The sequence below is a fragment of the Methylobacterium longum genome, from assembly GCF_022179385.1.
Classification (GTDB): Bacteria; Pseudomonadota; Alphaproteobacteria; order Rhizobiales; family Beijerinckiaceae; genus Methylobacterium; species Methylobacterium longum.
In genome coordinates this window covers 26,150-44,395 of the sequence record NZ_BPQS01000003.1, presented here as the reverse complement: position 1 = coordinate 44,395, position 18,246 = coordinate 26,150, and the positions used below count along the sequence as shown (strand labels likewise).

The following is an 18,246-nucleotide window of genomic DNA, read 5'->3' as shown; positions in this document are numbered from 1 at the left end:
GGGGAGCATCTTCGTGCGCACACGGGCTGTGATCGGGCTGGCCGCCGTGGTCGCCTTCGGACTCGTGGTTTACCTGCTCCGCGAGGTGATGCTGCCCTTCGTGGCCGGCATCACCCTGGCCTATCTCCTCGATCCCCTGGCCGACCGGCTGGAGCGGCTCGGACTCGGGCGGCTGGCGGCGAGCCTGATGATCCTGGCCCTGTTCGTCGTCACGCTGGTGGTGACGCTGCTGATCCTGGTTCCGCTCGCGGCCAATCAGGTCGTCGCCCTCGTCAACACCCTTCCGGGAATGGTGTCGCGGCTCCAGGCGATCATCGCCGAGCGCTCCGGTACGCTCCTCGAACGGGTCGGCGGCGCGGATGTGCTGACCGAGCTGCAATCCTCCGTCGGCACCCTCGCGACGCAGGCGGGGACGTGGCTCCTGGCCTTCCTGAAGTCGCTGTGGTCGGGCAGCCCGGCGCTGATCTCGATCGCGTCGCTGCTGGTCGTGACGCCGGTGGTCGCGTTCTACATCCTCGTCGACTGGGACCGGATGGTTGCGGCGATCGACGGCTGGGTGCCTCCGCGGCACCGGGCGACGGTGCGGGACCTCGCCCGCCAGATCGACGGGGCGGTCACCGGCTACGTCCGCGGCCAGACGCTGGTCTGCCTCATCCTCGGCAGCTTCTACGCGGTCGGCCTCTGGCTCGTTGGCCTCAACTTCGGCGTGCTGATCGGGCTGATCGCCGGGTTCCTGACCTTCATCCCCTACGTCGGCACCCTCACGGGCTTCCTGCTCTCGGTGGGCGTGGCGCTGGTCCAGTTCTGGCCATCCGCCGATTGGCTGCATCTCGGCCTGACCGTCGGCGTGTTCCTGGTGGGCCAGTTCCTGGAGGGCAACGTCGTCTCGCCGAAGCTCGTGGGCGATTCGACCGGGCTGCACCCCGTCTGGCTGATGTTCGCGCTGCTGGCCTTCGGCACGCTGTTCGGCTTCGTCGGGCTGCTGCTCGCCGTACCGATCGCGGCCTCGATCGGCGTGCTCGTGCGGTTCGCCCTGGCCCGGTATCTCGAAAGCCGCCTCTATCACGCCGGACAACCGGTCCTGATTGAGCATAACGTCGAGCATGGCGCAGCCTTGACCTCCGCGGGCGCGGGATGATGCTGGACGCCGCAATCCTGGACGACGCATGCGCGAGAATGCACCACCGCGGCAGCTGGCCTTCGACCTGCCGCTCGATCCCCGGTACGGGCGCGAGGACTTCCTCGTGGGACCGGCCAACGAGGCCGCCTACACGCTGATCGAGGCGTGGCCGGACTGGCCCGACAGCGTGCTGGTGCTGACGGGGCCGCCCGGCAGCGGCAAGAGCCACTTGGCGGCGATCTGGGCTGAGCGCGCCCATGCCTGGACCATCCCGGCCTCCGAAGTCGGCGCCGACGCGGTCCAGCACCTCGTCTCGAACGGCGCGCTGGTCATCGAGGACGTTGACCGGGCCGAGAATCGCGACGAGGCGGCCCTGTTTCACCTGCTCAACCGCGCGCGGGAGCGGGCCTGCCCGGTGCTGCTGACCAGCGCCACCGGGATCGACGCCCTCGGTCTCGCCACGCCCGATCTGCGTTCGCGGCTGCGGCTCGCCCCGCGCATCGCCATTGAGGCGCCGGACGACGCCCTCCTGCGCGCCGTCCTGGTCAAGCTGTTCGTCGACCGGCAGCTCGTTGTCGATCTCGGCGTCATCGATTCGCTGGCGCTGCGGATCGACCGGTCCCTGGGCCGCGCCCGCGACGTGGTCGCCGAGTTGGACCGCGACGCCCTCGGCCGCGGGCGCCGCATCAGCCGGCCGCTCGCCCTGGCGGTGCTGCGGCGCATGGGCCTGGACGACGAGTCCGATCCGCATGGCTGAGCGCGGAATGCGGCTCCCGTCACGAAACTGTCGTGATGGCCGCCGGTCTTGAGTGATACAGGCTCCGCCACCTTGCGGAGCCACGGGAAGAGACAGGAACCGGGGATGGAATCGACGCAGAAGCCCATGGATCGCGACGCTGCCGACGAGGCAGCGGAGCCCCGTCGGCGCTCGGCGGCCAGTCCGACAGCGCGGCGCGCCCCCGCGGTCAAGCGTGCCGCGGCCGAGCTCGCCAGCGGCGCGGCGGATCCCGCGGGCCCCGTCCCGGATGCCAACGACGAGTGGCCGGCGGCGGCCTCCCCGTCGGAGCCGGCGACGGGCGCGGCGCGGGAGTCGGTGGTCGAGGCCGGGCGCTCGCTGCGCCATTCGCCGGAGCGGTTCGTGAACCGGGAGCTGTCCTGGCTCCAGTTCAACCGTCGCGTTCTGGAGGAGGCGTCCAATCCGAACCATCCGCTCCTGGAGCGGCTGCGCTTCCTCTCCATCTCCGCCAACAACCTCGACGAGTTCTTCATGGTCCGCGTGGCCGGCCTGATCGATCAGGTGCGGGCTGGCCTGACGGTCCCGTCGCAGGACGGCCTGTCGCCCTCCGAGCAACTCCTGCGCATCGGCGCCGAGGTCTCGCGGCTGGCCGCCGACCAGCAGGCCCGCTGGCGTGAGCTGCGCGAGGAACTGCACGCCGCCGATATCGCCATCGTCGAGCCTGCCTCGCTCACCGCGGAGCAGGCGGCGTGGCTGGAGGAATACTTCCTCAACCACGTCTTCCCGGTGCTGACGCCCCTCGCGATCGATCCGGCCCACCCGTTCCCCTTCATCCCGAACCTCGGAACGACCATCGCGCTGATGCTGGTGCGGCCGAAGGACGGCAGGGTTTTGCGTGCCCTGATCCGTCTGCCCGGGGTCATCGACAGGTACGTGCGCCTGCCGGTGAGCGACAGCGACACCGCCGCGCGGCTGATCCCGATCGAGCAGGTGATCGGGATGTTCACGGGGCGGCTGTTCCCGGGCTACCTCGTCAAGGGCAGCGGCGCCTTCCGCGTCGTGCGCGACTCCGACCTCGAGATTGAGGAGGAGGCCGAGGATCTGGTCCTCCACTTCGAGACCGCCCTCAAGCAGCGGCGCCGCGGCGTCGTGATCCGCCTCGAGGTCGAGTCCGGCATGTCGGAGGACCTGCGCAGCTTCGTGGCGGACGAGCTCGAGATCTCGTCGGACGCGATCTTCCTGGTGGAGGGGATGCTCGCGCTCAACGAGCTGTCCCAGGTGGTCGGGATCGATCGGCCGGACCTGAAGTTCAAGCCCTACAATCCGCGCTTCCCGGAGCGGATCCGCGAGAGCGGCGGCGACGTGTTCGCGGCGATCCGGCAGAAGGACTTCATCGTCCACCACCCCTACGAGTCGTTCGATTCGGTGGTGCAGTTCCTGGCCCAGGCCGCCCGAGACCCGAACGTCGTGGCGATCAAGCAGACGCTGTACCGGACATCGTCGAACTCGCCGATCGTCGCGGCCCTCGCCGAGGCGGCGGAACTCGGCAAGTCGGTCACGGCCCTCGTGGAGCTGAAGGCCCGCTTCGACGAGGAAGCGAATATCCGCTGGGCGCGCAACCTCGAGAAGGCAGGCGCGCAGGTGGTGTTCGGCTTCGTCGAGCTGAAGACCCACGCCAAGCTGTCGCTGGTGGTTCGGCGCGAGGGCGAGAAGCTCGTCACCTACTGCCACGTCGGCACCGGCAACTATCACCCGATCACGGCCCGCATCTACACGGACCTGTCGTTCTTCACCGCGGACCCGGCGATCGCCCGGGACGTGTCGCGGATCTTCAACTTCATCACGGGCTACGCCGAGCCCGCGGAGCTGGAGCGGATGGCCGTCTCGCCGCTGACGGCGAAGAACAAGCTGCTCGAGCACATCGAGGCCGAGGTGGCCCATGCCAGGGCCGGATGCCCGGCGGCGATCTGGATCAAGTGCAACTCGCTGGTCGACGGCCAGATCATCGACGCCCTGTACGACGCCTCGGGAGCCGGCGTTCAGATCGACTGCGTGGTGCGCGGCATCTGCTGCCTCCGGCCCGGAATCCCCGGCCTGTCGGAGACGATCCGGGTGAAGTCGATCGTCGGGCGCTTCCTGGAGCACGGCCGGATCTACGCGTTCGGCAACGGCGTCGGGCTGCCCCACCCCAAGGCGACGGTCTACATCTCGTCGGCCGACCTGATGAGCCGGAACCTCGACAGACGCGTCGAGGCGCTGCTGCCGATCACCAACGCCACGGTGCATCAGCAGGTGCTCGATCAGATCATGCTGGCCAACCTCTTGGACAACCGCCAGAGCTGGCGGCTGCTGGCTTCCGGGGGCTGCGAGCGGATCCAGCCTGCGGAGGGCGAGGAGCCGTTCAACGCGCACAAGTACTTCATGACCAACCCGAGCCTCTCGGGCCGCGGCAAGGCCTCGAAGAAGTCGAGTCCGCGGGCCCTGAGCCGGCGGGCGCAGCGCGGCTGAACGGCCGGCCTGTGCACAACAGGCTCAAGAGGTTTCGCAGGACCGCGGTGCGGTTCTGCGCGAAGAACTTGCGCGCGATCCAAGATCTGCGCAAACGAAGGGCCCGGCCGCCGACGCAGAGGCGCACGATGTCCGCGTCGCCGACCGGGATACCTGTGCGGCGACCGGCACATGACATGACCGATCCGGACCCGGCCTCGATTGGACCGCCATCGACTGCGGCTCTAGATTGCACCGACGGTGCGCAAGTCGGGCCCGTCGCGCTCGAGCAAGGACACGGACGTTTGGGCAGCCCTCGCGCCAATCTCATCCTCGCCCATTCCGCGGACCCGACCGTGGAGGCGGCGCGATCCCCGATCGCCATCATCGATATCGGGTCCAACTCGGTCCGCCTCGTCGCCTATGACGGTCTGTCCCGGGCGCCGACCCCGCTCTACAACGAGAAGGTCCTCTGCGGACTGGGCCGCAATGTCCTCACCACGGGGCGGCTGAACGAGGAGGCGGTGGCCCGGGCACTCGCCGCCTTGGCCCGGTTCCGGGTGCTGTGCGAGACCATGCGGGTGGGCCGGGTCTTCGTTTTGGCGACCGCGGCGGCCCGCGACGCCGCGAACGGGCCGGACTTCCTGCGCGCCGCCGAGGCGGCCTGCGGACAGGAGATCCAGCTTCTCTCCGGGCGGCGCGAGGCGGAGCTGTCGGCGCTGGGCGTGATCTCGGGCTTCCACGCGCCGGATGGCGTCGTCGGCGATCTCGGCGGCGGATCGCTCGAGCTCGTGGACGTGCGCGGGAGCATCGTCGGCCAGGGCGTGACCATGCCGCTCGGCGGCCTCGCCCTGCAGGATCTCTCTGGCGGCTCGGTGAAGAAGGCCGCCAAGATCGTGCGTGAGCACATGCGCAAGGCGGCTCCGCAACTGGAGACCCTGCGCGGCCGGACCTTTTACGCGGTCGGCGGCACGTGGCGGGCGCTCGCGCGGCTCCATCAGGCTGCCCGCGGCTATCCCGTCCACGTGATGCATGGCTACACCGTGGAGCCCACCGACGAGCTGACCTTCCTCCAGATCGTCGAGCAGACCGACGTGTCGCTGCTCCAGGACGTCGATGCCATCTCGGAGGCCCGGCGCCCCCTTCTCGCGTACGGCGCCGCGGTGCTGGAGGAGATCATCCGGGTCGGGCGACCGCGCGAGCTGGCAATCTCGGCCTCGGGCGTGCGCGAAGGCCTGCTGTTCGAGCAGCTCGACCGCGATGTCCGCCTGATCGATCCGCTGCTCGCCTCGGCGGCGGAGTTCAATGCCCTGCGCGCCCGCTCCCCGCGCCACGGGGAGGAGCTGATCGCCTGGACGGATCGCTTCGTGGAGACGCTGGACGGGCACGAGACCGCCGACGAGCGCCGCCTGCGCCACGCGGGCTGCCTGCTCTCGGACGTGGGCTGGCGCGCCCATCCGGACTATCGCGACGAGCAGAGCATCGCGGCGATCCAGAACGCAGCCTTCGTGGGCGTCGACCATCCGGGGCGGGCCTATCTCGCCCTGGCGGTCTCGCTCCGGCATACCGGCCTCGCCCTCGAGAAGGCCAACCCGATCCTGCGCAGCGTGGCGGGAACGCGCTTGTTCGAGCGGGCGCGCCTCCTCGGTGCCCTGTTGCGCGTCGCCTACCCGATCTCGGCCGGGATGGGGGGAGCCCTGGGTCGGGCGCCCCTCACCGTCGTGGACGGGCGCGTGACCTTGCGGCTGTCCCGCGACTGGGAGGCCCTGAGCGGCGACCGCCTGCTGAACCGCATCCGCGGTCTCGGCCGTATCGTCGGCCTGGAAGGACGAATCGAGATCGTCTGAGCGGCCCGGTCCCCTCGCTCAACGCCGGAGGCGACCGCGCCGCCTCACCTGTATGTCGGATGCGCGTGGCTCGATTGCCCCTCCCGGACGGTGCTGGCCTGCTGCCGCGCCGTCATCTGCGGGCTGCCGCAGCGGAGCCGGGGTTCCGGCTACGCAGATGCAACGAGCATTTGCCCCGGGGCGGCTCCGGCGCGCGATCGGGATTCGCGCTGCCCCTGACGGAACCCCTCAGGCGGCGCGATCGGCGAAGATCGCCTTCTTGACCACGGCGTGGACGCCCCAGTTGCCGTCCACCACCTGGGTGATCCCGAAATCGACCGCCACCGACATCAGCGAGATCGCCTCGTCCTCGGTCAGCCCCTTCGCGTGCATCAGGAACTGGCGCATCTTCCGGAAGGCGTCGCGCATGGCGAGGTCGACGGAGGATTTCTGGAAGATCGCGGTCTGCGCGTCCGGACCGAGGTCGCGCAGGTAGTTCGGGTAGCTGAAGCCGGACAGCACCCAATCCTCGCGCGTCTCGATCATCGGGAAGTCGAGGGCCTCCAGCGGCGTGCCGGGGAGATCGGCCTTCTTGTGCAGGATGAACTGGAAGGTGCCGGTGAGCGAGCACTCGATCGCGGTGCCGCACAATTCGGAATCGCCCTGGCTGGCATGGGGATCGCCCACCGAGAACAGGGCGCCCGGGACCGCCACCGGCTAGTACAGGGTCGCGCCCTTCCCGATCCGCCAGTTGTCGATGTTGCCGCCGGTGTAGCTCGGTGGAATCGAGTTGACCCGGTCGGCCTCCGCGGGCGCCACGCCCATCGTGCCAAAATGCGGGCGGATCGGCACCCGGATGCCCTTGAGCACCTCGAAGGTCTTCTGCGTCTTCGTGTGGTCCACCGGCAGGCCGGGATAGTCGATGGTCGGGTGGTCGACGCCGAACGGGTCGGTCACGCCGGGCCAGCGGAAGCTGTAGACCGCCCGGGCCCAGTCACGCTCGCCGGTGGCGTCGACCTCGTAGATCGTCACGACCTCCCGCGGCTTATCGCCGGTGATCAGGTCGTTGTAGTGGTAGCCCCACCAGGCGGCCGCGTTGCTGCCGAAGGTCAGCCCCTTGTACTTGGGATTGGCGCAGGGGCGGGGGGCCACGTCGAGAATTCGGACCTCCAGAACGTCCCCTGGCTCGGCACCGCGGATCGCCACGGGGCCGGTGCAGATATGCACCCCGAGGCCGCCGCCGGGGCCGACCTTGGCGTCGAGGGCGCCCGCGCCCCGGGGCGAGACGCCCATCTTGTCCTTCGTCCAGAGATAGACGCTCTCGGCGCCGGGATCGCCCTGGATCATGCGCTCGGCGTCGTCGCTGGCTTGGTGGGTCAGAGTCTCGATGGTGACGTAGTCGCCCGAGCCGATCTCGACCTGCGGCGTGAGGCTCCGGCTGAAGAAGCCCCAGTGCACGGTCTCGGCGTTGGCCGGCAGGTGGTAATGCGCGGTCGCGGCGATCTTGGCTCCACTCGCCTGGGCGAGGGCGGGGCTCACGAGCGACGGTCCGGCCGCCGCGAAGGCCGCGGCCGCCGCGCCGGTCGCCACGAAGCTGCTCTTCAGGAAGGCGCGCCGCTCCGGCTCCAGGTCCCGCCGCAGGCCGCGGCGATGCGCCTCGAAGGCGTGGCAGTTCGGATCATCGCCCTGGCACATGGTGTCGACTTCCGTGGCTCGCCTTCCCCCGAAAACGGCCAAGCAAATCGACGGCCACTCTCGCGGCCGTCGCGGGGCGGCCTCACTCGGAGATCATCCCGAGCCCGGCCTCCTCGGGCTTCGGCGCGGGCGCCTCGTCCGCCTGCGCCTCGACGACGGCGGCGGCCGTGACGTTGACGATGCCGCGCGCGGTCACCGAGGGCGTCAGGATGTGGGCGGGCTTGGCCGGGCCGATCAGCAGGGGGCCGACCGGCAGGGCATCCGCCAGCACCTTGGCGAACTGGAAGGCGATGTTGGCCGCGTCGAGATTCGGGAAGATCAGGACGTTGGCCGCCCCCTTCAGCCGCGACCCGGGCAGCACCCGCTCCCGGACCATCTCGTTGAGGGCCGAATCCGCCTGCATCTCGCCGTCGACCTGAAGCTCCGGATCGCGCCGCTGCAGGAGCGCGAGGGCCTCGCGCATCTTCATGGCGGACGGCGAATCCGACTGTCCGAAATCCGAGTGGCTCAGGAGCGCGATCTTGGGCGTCATCCCGAAGCGGCTGACGTGGCTTGCGCAGGCCTGCGCCACGTCAGCGATCTCCTCGGCGGTCGGATTCTGGCGGACATGGGTATCGGCCAGGAAGTAGGCGCCGTTGTGAGTCACCACGAGGCTCATCGCGGCGCATTGTTCCACACCGGGCGCGAGCCCGATCACGTCACGGATGATGCGCAGGCGCGTCTCGAACCGGCCCTCGAGGCCGCAGATGAGCGCGTCGGCCTCACCGCGGCGGACCGCGATGGCGCCGATGACGGTGCTGTTGGTGCGCACCAGCGTGCGCGCCGCGTCGGGCGTGATGCCCCGGCGGCCCGCCACCTCCAGATAGGTCTGAACGTAGGCGCGGTAGCGGGGATCGTCCTCGGGATCGATCAGCTCGAAGTCGCGGCCGTGCTCGATCGACAGGCCGAAGCGCTTGAGCCGGGTCTCGACGACCCGCGGCCGGCCGACCAGGATCGGGAAGGCGACCTTGTCCTCGACGATCGCCTGGACCGCGCGCAGCACGCGCTCGTCCTCGCCCTCGGCGTAGATCACCCGCTTGGGCTCGGCCTTCGCCTTCGAGAACAGCGGCTTCATGATGAGGCCGGATCGATGCACGAACCGGTCGAGGCTGTCGGCGTAGGCCTCGAAATCCGCGAGCGGCCGGCCGGCGACGCCCGAATCCATCGCGGCCTTGGCCACCGCGGGGGCGATGCGCAGGATCAGGCGCGGGTCGAAGGGGCTCGGGATCAGCGATTTCGGACCGAACGGGCGGGCCTCGCCGCCATAGGCGCGGGCGACCACGTCCGAGGTGGTCTCGTGCGCCAGGCCCGCGATCGCCTTGACGGCAGCCTTCTTCATCTCCTCGTTGATCTTGTGGGCGCCGACATCGAGCGCGCCGCGGAAGATGTAGGGGAAGCACAGGACGTTATTGACCTGGTTCGGGAAGTCCGACCGGCCGGTGCAGATCATCGCGTCCGGCCGCTCCTTCTCGGCCAGATCCGGCATGATCTCCGGATAGGGGTTGGCGAGCGCCATGATCAGCGGCTTCTCGGCCATCTCCTTCAGGTATTCAGGCTTCAGCACGCCGCCGGCCGAGAGGCCGATGAACACGTCGGCGCCCGGAATGACCTCGGCCAGCGTCCGCTTGTCGGTGTCCTGGGCGTAGACGTCCTTCCACCGATCCATCAGCTCGGCGCGGCCCTTGTAGACGACGCCCTTAATGTCGGTAACCGTGATGTTCTCGCGGGTGGCGCCGAGGGATACGAGCAGGTTGAGGCACGCCAGGGCCGCCGCGCCGGCACCGGACGTCACGATCCGGACGTCGGACAGGTTCTTGCCGGCGAGCTCCAGGCCGTTGAGGACGGCGGCCGCCACGATGATCGCGGTGCCGTGCTGGTCGTCGTGGAAGACCGGGATGTTCATCCGGGCCCGGCACTGCTCCTCGACCTCGAAGCACTCGGGGGCCTTGATGTCCTCGAGGTTGATGCCGCCGAACGTCGGCTCCAGGGCGCAGACCACGTCCACGAGCTTGGACACGTCCTTCTGGTCGACCTCGATGTCGAACACGTCGATGCCGGCGAATTTCTTGAACAGGACGGCCTTGCCCTCCATCACGGGCTTCGAGGCCAGCGGGCCGATATCGCCCAGGCCCAGCACGGCCGTGCCGTTGGAGAGCACCGCCACGAGGTTCTGGCGGATGGTGAGGGTCGCGGCCTCCTGGGGATCGTCGTGGATCGCCATGCAGGCGGCGGCGACGCCGGGCGAGTAGGCCAGCGCGAGGTCGCGCTGGTTGCCCAGCGGCTTGGTGGCCTGGATCTCCAGCTTTCCCGGCTTGGGCAGGCGGTGGTAGACGAGCGCCCCGGCCTTGAGGTCCTCGGACATGTTATCGGCCATCGCCCACGCTCCCGCTCACCTGCTTTCCCGAGGACGACGCGATCGCGCATCGCACCGGTTTGCGTCTTGATCGGTCTGTTGCACCGGCTGCGCAGGGGGCGCAACCCGCATAACGAGACCCGCGTCCACCTCGCCAAGCTGGCGAAGCGGTACGGGTTTTCCATAGGCGCTTACTCGTACGGGCGTCCCAAGGTGCGCTTTGCCGAGAGCGGGCGGCGGCTGACGATCGGCCGCTATTGTTCCATCGCAGACAAAGTCGAGATCCTGCTCGGTGGCGACCATCGCCTCGACTGGGCGTCTACCTATCCCTTCGCGGCGATGCGCGGCCTGTTCCCGGACGCGCGGGCACCGGAGGATTATCACGCCTCCCGGGGCGACGTGGTCATCGGGCACGATGTCTGGCTGGGATCCGGCTGCATGATCCTCTCCGGGGTCACGATCGGGCCGGGTGCGGTCGTCGCCGCCCGGGCGGTGGTGACCCGCGACGTGCCGGCCTACGCGGTGGTGGCGGGCAACCCGGCCCGGGTGGTGCGGCACCGCTTCGACGAGGCCACCGCGAAGGCGCTGGAAGCCGCCGCCTGGTGGGACCGGCCCCACGAGGTCGTGACGCGCCTCGTGCCGCTCCTGCAGAGCGGCCGGGTCGCGGACCTGCTCGCGGCGTTGCGCACGGGCGCGGATTCCCGTACCGGCGGGGCCGAGTCTCCGCATGATGCCCACAGGGCACACCACGAACCCGACCCGAGAACCGGACGATGACCGACACGCCTCCCGACCGCCTCGCCTCCAACCCGAACAGCCCGTTCTACGACGAGAAACTGCTGGAGCGCGGCGTCGGCGTGCGGTTCAAGGGCGTCGAGAAGACCAACGTCGAGGAGTACTGCGTCAGCGAGGGCTGGGTGCGTCTCTCGGCCGGGAAGACTCTCGACCGCGCCGGAAACCCGATGACCGTCAAGCTGAAGGGCGCCGTGGAGCCCTATTTCCGCGAGCCCGCGGCGGACGTCTGATCGGCCCTCGCGAGGGCCGCCTCGAAGTTCCGAACGGCATCCCGGACGAGCCTTCCGATCTGTTCGGGAGCGCGCGGCCCGTCGATGACGAGGCTTGTGAGGATGTCGGCGCGGCGGGCACGTTGCTTCGCGGTGCGTGCGTGGTTCGACAGCCGCAGGTGCCAGGCGCATTCGGCGCGGCGGAGGTACAGGCTGTCGCCGCGCTCGTTCCGGGCCACGATGGAGAAGCCGTGCTCCTCCAGCAGCCGCGCTGCCTGGGCGAGGGACGCCAGCGGCGGAAGCGCCCTGTCGGCGCTCACGGCCCGGCGGGCTCGATCGTGCCCAAACGCTTCCGCCCGAGCGCGCGGGCCTTCAGCAACAGGGCCGGTCGCTCGATCCCGTACCACGACAGGGCCGCCACCGGCAGCGTCAGGCCGAGGGCCGGGATCAGGAGGGCCGGGCCGGAAACGTCCGGCCAGAGCGCGTGCAGGCTCTGCTGGACGGGCCAGCCGTAGAGATAGATCCCGTAGGAGAGGTCGGCGGGCGGATCGAACACTCTGTGCGCCAGCGGGCCGAGGGCGAGCCAGACCGCGCCGTAAGCCTCCGCGAGGAACAGGAGAGCCGGGTAGGCCGGCGTCCGCGCGAGGACGACGGCGCCGAAGGTCAGGCAGGCGAGGGCGGCGGCCGAGACGCGTAGCTGCGCGCGCCAGAGATACAGGCACGCGCCGGCGGCGAAGATCATCGGCAGGCGCAGGGCGGTCTCCACGCCCTTCGGCAGATCCGAACCGCGCAGGCCGCTGGCCACCGAGAGGGCCAGCGCCAGTCCCGCCACGATCAGGAGCGCCGGCCAGCGCCGCCGGAGCAGTCCGCACAGGGCGGCGACCACAACCCCCAGGTAGCACAGCACCTCGTATTTGAGGGTCCAGACCGTGCCGAGGGGCGCCCGGTACGGGTTGGCTTCGAAGAGCCCGGGGAGGGCGGCGTTGCTCTTGAAGGTCGTCAGCGTCCCGCGGATGAACGACCACACGGCCGGCTCACGCAGATACTCGGACACGGGCAGGCGGGTCAGCGCGGCGCCCAGCCCCAGCGAAACCACGGTCGTCGCGGCGAGCAAGCCGGGCAGGATCCGCAGGGTCCGGGCGAGGACGTAGTCGCGCAGCCCGCGGCGGTCGCAACTCATGGTGACCAGGAAGCCCGACACGGCGAAGAAGCCGTTCACCGCGTGCTCACCGAGGGTGTAGCCGGTGAGCCGGGCCAGGGGCTCATCCCCGGCAGCGCCGGTGGCGACGCTGAAGGCGTGGGACACGACCACCGCGAGCGCCAGGGCGAGCCGCAGGCCGGTGAAGCCGTTGCGCCGCGCGTCGAGCGCGGTCGCAATTGTCGGCGCACTCATCGGCTCAGACCCTCGCGGGCCAGAGCCGTGCGCCCCAACAGGAACGCGAGAGCCCCGGTGGCGGAGCCGCCGTAGCGCTCCAGCCCGGCCCGGCGCAGGACGACGGCGGACAGGAGCGCTTTGGGCAGGTTGGTCATCAGGTCGGCGAAGCTCGGAGCGCGCAAGCCGTATTTGCGGCTGACATAGGCTCGTGACCACGCCTGGTGCCAGCGTGAGCGGAAGACCCGCCCGGGCTCCGGCGCCGACGAACGGCCGCGGCCGTGCAGTGCCTCGGCGCCGTGGACGTGGATCAGGGCGCGGCCGGAATCCGCCACGCGCCGGCAGAGGTCGTCATCCTCGTAGAACAGGAAGATGTTCTCGTCGAAGCCGCCGAGTTCGATGAACAGGGCGCGGGGCATCATCAGGCAGGCCCCGGAGAGGAACGGTGCGCAGGCATCGCCCTCAGGCAGCGCGCGGCGGCCACCGGGATTGGTCAGATAGGGCGCCAGCAGCGACCGCGCCTGGAAGAAGAAGCGGCCGTCCGGCTCGACGAGGCGGGGCGCGAACAGTCCGGCCTCCGGCCAGGAGCGGGCCGCGTCGCGCAGGGCATCCACGGCGCCGGCGCGCAGGACAACGTCCGGGTTGACGATGAGCACGTGCTCCGCCGTCTCCGCGGCGCGGATGCCCTGGTTGTTGGCGCGGCCGTAGCCCTCGTTGCGGACGTTGCGAATGACCTGCGCGCCGGCGGCCTCCGCGACCGCCGCGGAGGCGTCCCGGCTGGCATTGTCCACGACGATCACCGGCACGCCCTGGCCGGCGAGCGCCCCGATACAGGCGGCGAGCACGTCGGCGCTGTCATGGGCGACCACGACGGCGACGACCATCGCGACGGAGCCCGCCACCGCGCGGCGGATCTAACCGGGCCTCAGGCCTTCTTCTCGGGCAGGTTGAGCCGGATATGCAGCTCGCGCAGCTGCTTCGGGGTTGCCTCGGCGGGTGCGCCCATCATCAGGTCTTCGGCGCGCTGGTTCATCGGGAACAGCACCACCTCGCGAATGTTCGGCTCGTCGCACAGGAGCATGACGATCCGGTCGACACCCGGCGCGATGCCGCCGTGCGGCGGGGCGCCCATGCGCAGGGCGTTCAGCATGCCGCCGAACTTCTGTTCGAGCACCTCGCTGCCGTAGCCCGCGATGGCGAAGGCCTTCTCCATCACATCGGGTCGATGGTTCCGGATTGCGCCGGAGGACAGCTCGATGCCGTTGCAGACGATGTCGTACTGGAACGCCTTGATGCCGAGGATCTTCCGGGTGTTGGCACCGCTCTCGTCCTCGGCGGCCAGCGCATCGAGATCGAGATTGAGGAACTCCTCACGGTCGATGTTCGGCATCGAGAACGGGTTGTGGGAGAAGTCGATCCGCTTCTCCTCATCGCTCCACTCGTACATCGGGAAGTCGGTGATCCAGCAGAACGCGTACTGGTCCTTGTCGCACAGGCCCAGCTCGTCGCCGATGCGGATGCGGGCCTTGCCGGCCAGTCCGGCCGCCTTAACCTCGGCGCCGGCAGAGAAGAACACCGCGTCGCCGGCCTTCGCGCCCACGCGCTCCGCGATGAGCGCCTGAACCTCGGCCGGGATGAACTTGGCGATCGGCCCCTTGCCGGCGAGACCGCCGTTCTCCGCCTCGAACACGATGTAACCGAGGCCCGGCGCCCCCTCTGAGCGGGCCCAGTCGTTCAGCCGGTCGAAGAACGAGCGCGACTGTGCCGCAGCCCCGGTCGCCGGGATCGCCCGGACCACGCCGCCCGAGGCGATGACCCCCTTGAACGCCTTGAAGGCCACGTCCTCGCGGCCGAACAGGTCGGTGACGTCGGCGATGATCAGGGGGTTGCGCAGGTCCGGCTTGTCGACACCGTATTTCAACATCGACTCCGCGAAGGTGATCCGCGGGAACTCCCGGGTGACGCGCCTGCCATTGGCGAACTCGTCGAACACCCCGCGCAGGACCGGCTCCACCGCCTGGAACACGTCCTCCTGGGTGACGAAGCTCATCTCGATGTCGAGCTGGTAGAACTCGCCGGGGCTCCGGTCCGCCCGGGCGTCCTCGTCGCGGAAGCAGGGCGCGATCTGGAAGTAGCGGTCGAAGCCCGCGATCATCGTCAGCTGCTTGAACTGCTGCGGCGCCTGCGGGAGGGCGTAGAATCTGCCGGGATGCACCCGCGACGGCACGAGGTAGTCGCGCGCACCCTCCGGCGAGGAGGCCGTCAGGATCGGGGTCTGGAACTCGAAGAAGCCGCCCTCGCGCATCCGCCGCCGCAGCGAGTCGATGATCGCGCCGCGCTTCATGATATTGGCGTGGAGCTTCTCCCGACGCAGGTCGAGGAAGCGGTACCGGAGGCGCGTTTCCTCAGGGTATTCCAGGTCCCCGAAGACCGGCAGCGGCAGCTCGCCCGCCGGGCCCAGCACTTCCAGATCGTCGATGTACACCTCGACTGCGCCGGTCGGCAGCTCGGCATTCTCGGTGCCGGCCGGCCGCGTGCGGACGCGGCCGTCGATCCGCACCACCCACTCCGAGCGCCCGGCCTCGGCGGCCTTGAAGGCCGGTGAGTCGGAATCGACCACGCATTGCGTCAGGCCGTAATGATCGCGGAGATCGATGAAGAGCACGCCGCCATGGTCGCGGATGCGATGGCACCAGCCGGAGAGGCGGACGCTCTGCCCGACGTCGGACGGGCGGAGCGCCCCGCAGGTGTGGGAACGGTAACGGTGCATGACGGGCTTCTTCTGACGGAAGGCCGGCACCATTCACGCGGTGCCCCCCAAGTCAAGCGCGGGCGGCGCCCCGAGGCCCCGAAAGGCGGGCGTTTCCCGTGTTCCGGACTACCGGACGGCCCGTTCGATACCCATATGATGTCTATGAAGCAGAACGCTTTTTTCCCTCCAGCCGTGTCCCGTGATCCGCCATCGGAGACCAACCTCGGCGCGTGGCGGACGCTGCCCCTCGACGGCCATTTCGACCTCGTCTACGAGGACGCGGCCGGCGCCTGGAGCAACCGGTCCCTGGCGGCGCGCGAACTGAAGCTGGGCCCCGGTCGGACGCTGCTCGGCGGAATCGACGCCCGGCGGGGCGGCTATCGAGGCTTCCGGGTCGATCGGATCCGCCGACTTGTCGATGGCGCCACCGGCGAGCGTGTCGAGACCGGTATCCTGGATCGTCTGCTCGCGCGGGCTGAATCCCAGCGTCGCGCCGACGCTGTACGGATCCGCCGACAGGCCCTCGCGCGCCGCAAGGCCGTCCTCGCCGGGTCGGCGGATGCAGTTTCGTGACAGGGGACGTGGGAAAGATGGGGAGCTTTGCGGCGGTGCCTCCCCATGTTCGCGGCGGTTGCGTATAGCCGGGATATGGATCTGATCACTTCCACCGCCGCGTTGCGCGACGTCTGCGTGCGCCTTGCCGAGCAGCCCTTCGTGACTGTCGACACGGAGTTCATGCGCGAGACGACGTATTACCCGAAGCTCTGTCTGATCCAGATGGCGGCTCCGGATGGGACCGCCGCGCTGGTCGACCCCCTGGCTCCGGGGATCGATCTCCAGCCGTTTATCGATCTGATGGCGGATGAGCGGACCGTTAAGGTGTTCCACTCGGCCCGCCAGGATCTCGAGATCATCTGGCTGATGGGCGGGATCCTGCCGCACCCGTTCTTCGACACACAAGTCGCCGCCATGGTGTGCGGCTACGGCGATTCCGTCTCGTACGAGCAGCTCGTCAACGACGTCGCCAAGGCGAAGATCGACAAGTCGTCGCGGTTCACCGACTGGTCCCGGCGGCCGCTCTCCGAGGCGCAGCTCAGCTACGCGCTTTCGGATGTGACCCACCTGGTCAAGGTCTACGAAGTCCTGGTGGCCGAGCTGCTGCGCACCGACCGCGGCGCTTGGCTGGACGAGGAGATGGCGGTTCTGACCTCGCCGGAAACCTACCGTGCCGACCCCGCGCAGGCCTGGCGGCGGCTGTCCGGCCGGATGCGCAAGCCCCGCGAGATCGCCGTTCTGATGGAGGTCGCCGCCTGGCGCGAGGCCGAGGCCCAGGCGCGCAATGTGCCCCGCGGCCGTGTTTTGAAGGACGAGGCGGTGATCGACGTGGCCTCCGCGGCCCCGCGCAACGCCGAAGCCCTCGGCCGGCTGCGCACGATCCCGGCCGGCTTCGAGCGCTCCCGGACCGGAGCCGACATCATGGCGGCGGTGGAGCGGGGCCTGAACCGCGACACGAGCGACATCCGCCTGCCGGAGCGGATCCGTCGGAGCGGCGGCAACGGCGCGATCGTCGAGCTCCTGAAAGTCCTATTGAAGGCGGTCTGTGAGGCCGAGGGCGTCGCGCCCAAGATCATCGGCACCGTGGACGACCTTGAGGCGCTCGCGGACGACGACGCTGCCGAGGTGCCGGCTCTTCAAGGCTGGCGGCGGTCGCTCTTCGGCGAGAAGGCGTTGGCGCTCAAGCAGGGCCGTGTAGCGCTCTCGGTCGTGGCAGGTCGCATCGTCGTGCGGGAACTCCAGGGCATTTCGCCCGGTGAGGTACCCGATGAAGCACCCGGTGCCGGACGCGACGAGAACGGCTGATCCGGCACCACCCGCGGGACGGCAAACCGTCCTTGCCGGCGTGACACACAGGCGAACCGGGATTAAACGGCAATAGGCTTGCCGATAAGTCCCATCGTGCGTCGCGTGAATGTTTGAGCCGAATGAAGTCTTGAAGACCCTGACCGGTCGCGGGCTGGTCTCGGCGGAAGGCTGTGGATCCGCGCGCGTTCGTTATCGCGTGGTCGTCGAGCGTCGGGAAGGCGGGGTCGTCGCCTACGGCAACCTCTACGGCAGCCATGTGAGCCTGCGGCCGATCTGGCTCGAACCAGACGCGCAACTCCGCCTCGCCAATGGGCGGCGGCTGAACATCTCGATCACCGATCTCGTCAACGACACGGCCGAGTTCGAAGGGATCGGGACGATCGGGGCCCTCTGATCCGGCGCTCCCACCGGCGCTGCCGACAGCCCGGGTTCGTCAGGCTGTACGTCTCACAAACCTCTCAACAGCCGCTCCGCTGGACGGGACGATTCGGCAAATTTCGCCCCGCAAACACCCCGAGCCTGCGAAAGATCCGGCACCGAGTAGTCTGCGGCGACTGGGCGCAGCCGTATCGGGCCTGCTCTGGTGGTGACGCCCGGGGTCCGGAGGGGTCGTTGCGCCGCGGGCGGATTTGCCCTCCCACGGCTCAGCTTCCTCGCGTCAGCGAGATGAACCAAGTCGCCACCGCATGAGCCGCTCCAGCAAAGCTCTCTGGATTGCAAGACCTGCATGAGAAGCCCCCACGTAGCCGCAGGATCTGCCACAAAGAACGCATCGGTCGTTGTGCGGCGCAAAATTAATTTTTGCGAAGCAATGACAACAGCCATGCTTCTGTCACCGGAAATGAAGCTTTCACCGTGAGCATCGCGAAGGCCAAGAGCGAGTTGACGGCGCTCAAAAATCTCTTAAGGTCGCCGCAAGCCTCGGTTTCGAGGGGGCCGCCTCAGGGATGGCGGCTCCTGGCTCGGAGATCTCTCGATCTCCTCAAGTCCGAAATGCCC

14 protein-coding genes and 1 pseudogene are annotated in these 18,246 nt (G+C 69.3%); 9 read left to right on the top strand and 6 right to left on the bottom strand.

All coding sequences use genetic code 11. The features are described 5' to 3' along the window. Positions 1-13: 13 nt before the first annotated feature. The 4 genes from MFF58_RS03595 to ppx all read left to right on the top strand — a co-directional run bounded on the left by MFF58_RS03595 (position 14) and on the right by ppx (position 6,190). A complete protein-coding gene (locus MFF58_RS03595; RefSeq protein ID WP_238285415.1) occupies positions 14-1,138 on the top strand; it encodes an AI-2E family transporter in 1,125 nt (374 codons plus the stop codon). Between the two features lie 28 nt (positions 1,139-1,166). Further along, positions 1,167-1,877, top strand: coding sequence for a P-loop NTPase family protein (locus tag MFF58_RS03590; RefSeq protein ID WP_238285414.1), 711 nt, complete (start codon positions 1,167-1,169; stop codon positions 1,875-1,877). 105 nt (positions 1,878-1,982) lie between these two features. Beyond that, positions 1,983-4,364 carry an RNA degradosome polyphosphate kinase gene (locus MFF58_RS03585; RefSeq protein WP_238285412.1) on the top strand — a complete coding sequence of 794 codons (2,382 nt, stop codon included), beginning with the start codon at positions 1,983-1,985 and terminating at the stop codon, positions 4,362-4,364. Positions 4,365-4,648: 284 nt separating this feature from the next. Continuing rightward, positions 4,649-6,190: an exopolyphosphatase gene (ppx, locus tag MFF58_RS03580; RefSeq protein WP_238285410.1), complete on the top strand. Its 1,542-nt coding sequence runs from the start codon at positions 4,649-4,651 to the stop codon at positions 6,188-6,190. Positions 6,191-6,418: 228 nt separating this feature from the next. On the opposite strand, the pseudogene MFF58_RS03575 reads toward ppx, so the two are convergent. Both MFF58_RS03575 and MFF58_RS03570 read right to left on the bottom strand, forming a co-directional pair. Continuing rightward, a pseudogene (locus MFF58_RS03575) lies at positions 6,419-7,864 on the bottom strand (acetamidase/formamidase family protein). An 82-nt stretch (positions 7,865-7,946) separates the two neighbouring features. Then, entirely contained in the window at positions 7,947-10,277 is a 2,331-nt protein-coding gene (locus tag MFF58_RS03570; RefSeq protein WP_279603215.1) for an NADP-dependent malic enzyme, read from the bottom strand. 78 nt (positions 10,278-10,355) lie between these two features. On the opposite strand from MFF58_RS03570, the gene MFF58_RS03565 reads away from it, so the two are divergent. Further along, positions 10,356-11,033, top strand: coding sequence for a CatB-related O-acetyltransferase (locus MFF58_RS03565; RefSeq protein WP_283206424.1), 678 nt, complete (start codon positions 10,356-10,358; stop codon positions 11,031-11,033). After that, the gene (locus MFF58_RS03560; RefSeq protein ID WP_238285408.1) at positions 11,030-11,281 is read left to right on the top strand and encodes a DUF3297 family protein; all 252 of its coding nucleotides are present in this window, start codon (positions 11,030-11,032) and stop codon (positions 11,279-11,281) included. The genes MFF58_RS03565 and MFF58_RS03560 overlap by 4 nt, the downstream gene beginning before the upstream one ends. On the opposite strand, the gene MFF58_RS03555 is transcribed toward MFF58_RS03560, so the two are convergent. From MFF58_RS03555 to aspS, 4 genes are read right to left on the bottom strand one after another with little or no spacing between them, the layout of a single operon-like run. Next, on the bottom strand, positions 11,251-11,580 hold the full coding sequence (locus MFF58_RS03555; protein WP_238285407.1) for a hypothetical protein: 330 nt from the start codon (positions 11,578-11,580) through the stop codon (positions 11,251-11,253). The two genes, MFF58_RS03560 and MFF58_RS03555, sit on opposite strands and share 31 nt — an antisense overlap. After that, a complete protein-coding gene (locus MFF58_RS03550; RefSeq protein ID WP_238285405.1) occupies positions 11,577-12,653 on the bottom strand; it encodes an acyltransferase family protein in 1,077 nt (358 codons plus the stop codon). Before MFF58_RS03550 ends, MFF58_RS03555 begins: the two co-directional genes overlap by 4 nt. Beyond that, positions 12,650-13,516 (bottom strand): glycosyltransferase family 2 protein, encoded by an 867-nt coding sequence (locus MFF58_RS03545; protein WP_238285697.1) that lies wholly within the window; start codon positions 13,514-13,516, stop codon positions 12,650-12,652. Before MFF58_RS03545 ends, MFF58_RS03550 begins: the two co-directional genes overlap by 4 nt. 41 nt (positions 13,517-13,557) lie before the next feature. Then, positions 13,558-15,402 (bottom strand): aspartate--tRNA ligase, encoded by a 1,845-nt coding sequence (gene aspS / locus MFF58_RS03540; RefSeq protein WP_238285403.1) that lies wholly within the window; start codon positions 15,400-15,402, stop codon positions 13,558-13,560. Between aspS and MFF58_RS03535 the strand changes: the two genes are divergently transcribed. The 3 genes from MFF58_RS03535 to MFF58_RS03525 all read left to right on the top strand — a co-directional run bounded on the left by MFF58_RS03535 (position 15,397) and on the right by MFF58_RS03525 (position 17,641). Next, a complete protein-coding gene (locus MFF58_RS03535; protein WP_373323267.1) occupies positions 15,397-15,957 on the top strand; it encodes a hypothetical protein in 561 nt (186 codons plus the stop codon). The genes aspS and MFF58_RS03535 overlap by 6 nt on opposite strands. A gap of 75 nt (positions 15,958-16,032) precedes the next feature. Then, positions 16,033-17,244: a ribonuclease D gene (gene rnd, locus MFF58_RS03530; protein WP_238285402.1), complete on the top strand. Its 1,212-nt coding sequence runs from the start codon at positions 16,033-16,035 to the stop codon at positions 17,242-17,244. Between the two features lie 130 nt (positions 17,245-17,374). Next, positions 17,375-17,641, top strand: coding sequence for a hypothetical protein (locus MFF58_RS03525; protein ID WP_238285401.1), 267 nt, complete (start codon positions 17,375-17,377; stop codon positions 17,639-17,641). Positions 17,642-18,246: the final 605 nt, after the last annotated feature.